Origin of the sequence: Tepidimonas thermarum (genome assembly GCF_007556705.1) — a bacterium.
GTDB lineage: Bacteria > Pseudomonadota > Gammaproteobacteria > Burkholderiales > Burkholderiaceae_C > Tepidimonas > Tepidimonas thermarum.
On sequence record NZ_VJOL01000127.1, the window covers coordinates 1 to 555 of the forward strand.

The 555-nt window shown below is 61.1% G+C and carries 1 protein-coding gene; it reads left to right on the top strand.

Annotation, left to right across the window (positions count from 1 at the left end):
• Nucleotides 1–555 (top strand): RNA-guided endonuclease InsQ/TnpB family protein (locus Tther_RS13220; RefSeq protein WP_143904600.1); only part of this gene is annotated, 555 nt, incomplete at both ends.

The window sequence follows — 555 nt, forward strand, 5'->3', positions numbered from 1 at the left end:
TGGCCGATGCGCCTGTGCATCCGCTGCAACAAACGCTCAAGGATCTGGAGCGAGCTTACGCCAACTTCTTCGCCAAGCGGGCCGACTTCCCGCGCTTCAAGAAGAAGGGCCAACACGACAGCTTCCGCTACCCCGATCCGAAGCAGATCAAGCTCGACCAGGCCAACAGCCGCATCTTCCTGCCCAAGCTCGGCTGGCTGCGCTACCGCAACAGCCGCGAGGTTCTGGGTACGGTGAAGAACGTTACCGTCAGCCAGTCGTGCGGCAAATGGTTCGTGTCGATCCAGACAGAGCGTGAAATTCAAGCCCCAGTGCCCAAGGCCACCAGTGCCGTGGGCATCGACATGGGCGTGACACGCTTTGCCACGCTCTCAGACGGCACGTTCTACGCGCCGCTCAACAGTTTCAAGCGGCACGAAGACCGCTTGCGCCGTGCGCAGCAGGCGATGAGCCGCAAAACGAAGTTCAGCAACAACTGGAAGAAGGCGAAAGCCCGCGTCCAGAAGATTCACGCCCGGATCGGTAACGTCCGCCGCGACTACCTGCACAAGGCCA